Raw genomic sequence first — 2,501 nt, 5'->3', positions numbered from 1 at the left:
CTCGGCGACTTGCCGGCAGGGGGCACTGCGGAGGCGCGCGGCGTGGTCGGCTCGAGCACGGATTCGCGGTTCGGCTTCTTGCCCTTGAGCAGATCGACGATCTCGTCGCCGCTCAGCGTCTCGAACTCGAGCAGGCCCTTGGCGAGAGCTTCGAGATCGGCGCGCTTCTCGGTGAGAATACGCGTCGCTTCGTTGTAGCCCTCTTCCACGAAACGCCGGATCTCGGTGTCGATCTTCTGGACCGTCGCCTCCGACGCGTTCTGGGTGCGCGACACCGACATGCCGAGGAAAACCTCGTCCTGGTTTTCGCCATAGGACACGGTGCCGAGCGCCTCGGACAGGCCCCAGCGCGTCACCATCATCCGGGCCAGACGTGTGGCCTGTTCGATGTCGGAGGACGCACCTGAGGTCACCTTCTCGCGGCCGAAGATCAGCTCTTCAGCGACACGGCCGCCCATCATGATCGCGAGCCGCGAGGTCATCTGCTCCAGAGACATCGACAGCTTGTCGCGCTCGGGGAGCTGCATGACCATGCCCAGCGCACGGCCGCGCGGAATGATCGTCGCCTTGTGGATCGGGTCGGTCGCGACGACGTTGAGGCCGACGATGGCGTGGCCACCCTCGTGATAGGCCGTCAGCAGCTTCTCTTCCTCGGTCATGACGAGCGATTTGCGCTCGGCGCCCATCATCACCTTATCCTTGGCCTCCTCGAACTCGGCCTGAGTCACCATCCGCTTGTTGCGGCGGGCGGCCGTGAGCGCAGCTTCGTTGACGAGGTTCATCAGATCGGCGCCGGAGAAGCCCGGCGTGCCGCGCGCGATGGTCTTGAGGTTGATATCCGGCGCCAGCGGAACTTTACGGACATGCACCTTGAGGATCTGCTCGCGGCCGACGACGTCGGGGTTCGGCACGACGACCTGACGGTCGAAGCGGCCGGGGCGCAGCAGCGCGGGATCGAGCACGTCGGGACGGTTGGTGGCGGCGATCAGGATCACGCCCTCGTTCGCCTCGAAGCCGTCCATCTCGACCAGCAGCTGGTTCAGCGTCTGCTCGCGCTCGTCATTGCCGCCGCCGAGGCCGGCGCCGCGGTGACGACCGACCGCGTCGATTTCGTCGATGAAGATGATGCACGGCGCGTTCTTCTTGGCCTGCTCGAACATGTCGCGCACACGGGAGGCGCCAACGCCGACGAACATCTCGACGAAGTCCGAACCCGAAATGGTGAAGAACGGCACGTTGGCCTCGCCCGCGACCGCACGCGCGATCAGGGTCTTACCGGTGCCGGGAGGGCCGACCAGCAGCACGCCGCGCGGAATGCGGCCGCCGAGGCGCTGGAATTTGCCGGGGTCGCGCAGGAATTCGACGATTTCCTGAAGGTCCTGCTTGGCTTCGTCGACGCCGGCCACGTCCTCGAAGGTGACGCGGCCATGCGCTTCAGTCAGCATCTTGGCGCGCGACTTGCCAAAGCCCATCGCCTTGCCGGCGCCGCCCTGCATCTGCCGCGACAGGAAGATCCACACGCCGATCAGCGCGATGAACGGCAGCCAGGAGACCAGCAGCGAGACGAACCACGGCACGTTGTCGCCCGGCGGCTTTGCGGTGATCTGCACCTTGCTGTCGTACAGGCGCTTCACCAGCGTCGGGTCGCTCGGCGCATAGGTCTGGAAGCTGGAGCCGTTGGTGAAGGTGCCGTGAATGTCGGGGCCCTGGATCACGACGTCGCGCACGTTGCCGCGGTCAACCTCGCTCAGGAGCTGCGAGAAGGCGATGTCCTGCGAGGAGGCCCGCTGACCCGGATTCTGGAAGAGCGTGAACAACGCCAACAGCAGCAAAACAATGATGACCCAGAGGGCGAAATTGCGCAGATTGGCGTTCATCGATCTTCCTTCGTGGTCGCGCGGATCGCGGCCTGGTCCTTCAGGAGTTACTTGGGCAAGCCAGAGAAAATCCCCAAGGAATCCTCTCGGTTAGACGCATACAATCTAGGTGCCGCCCCGGTCGCTGCCAAGGGAACGAGATGGGACTATTTAGCCCATCTTAGAGCGATTCCCGCTGAAATAATGGCGCCCGATGCGGGGTTTTTCCTGCCTGGTTAAGGTGTCCTGACGGGGCGGGGCCGAAATGGCCGGTGTCATGATCCGACTTCCTGCGGCCCTGGGGGCACCCTTCAAGCACCCTTGCCGCGCCGCGCCGGCGCCGGTCCGATGTGGATACGCCCGCCGGCAAGGCTGATCAAGGCTCCCGCAAGGGTTTGCCGCAAGGCCGGCCGGCCATTTGCGGCCGCGCGAGGACTTGCCGCGATGGCCTGATCGAGCACGGCCAGGAGGGATTCAACCTTGCCGAGTTCCGCCGGTCCTTCATGTCCGAGCGCGTTGACGGCCCGCAGCAGGAGCCGCAGCCGGACCTCCTCCGGCAGGACGGCAAAGCTTGAGGCCTCGAAGCTTCGAACGCCCGCCTGCGGCGCAACGTCGCGATCCCGCAAACGGAGGAAGCGCTCGGCG

1 protein-coding gene and 1 pseudogene are annotated in these 2,501 nt (G+C 65.3%); both read right to left on the bottom strand.

Annotation, left to right across the window (positions count from 1 at the left end; translation table 11 throughout):
- Positions 1-1,877: ATP-dependent zinc metalloprotease FtsH (ftsH, locus tag MOV75_RS34435; protein ID WP_246931961.1), on the bottom strand; the 1,877-nt coding region annotated here is incomplete at its 3' end.
- 290 nt (positions 1,878-2,167) lie between these two features.
- Positions 2,168-2,501, bottom strand: a pseudogene (locus MOV75_RS34430) (tRNA(Ile)-lysidine synthetase); the annotation flags it as partial.

Origin of the sequence: Bradyrhizobium sp. PRIMUS42 (assembly GCF_023006515.1) — a bacterium.
Lineage (GTDB): Bacteria > Pseudomonadota > Alphaproteobacteria > Rhizobiales > Xanthobacteraceae > Bradyrhizobium.
The sequence above is the reverse complement of the archived record's forward strand: the minus strand, read 5'-3'. Positions and strand labels throughout refer to the sequence as shown.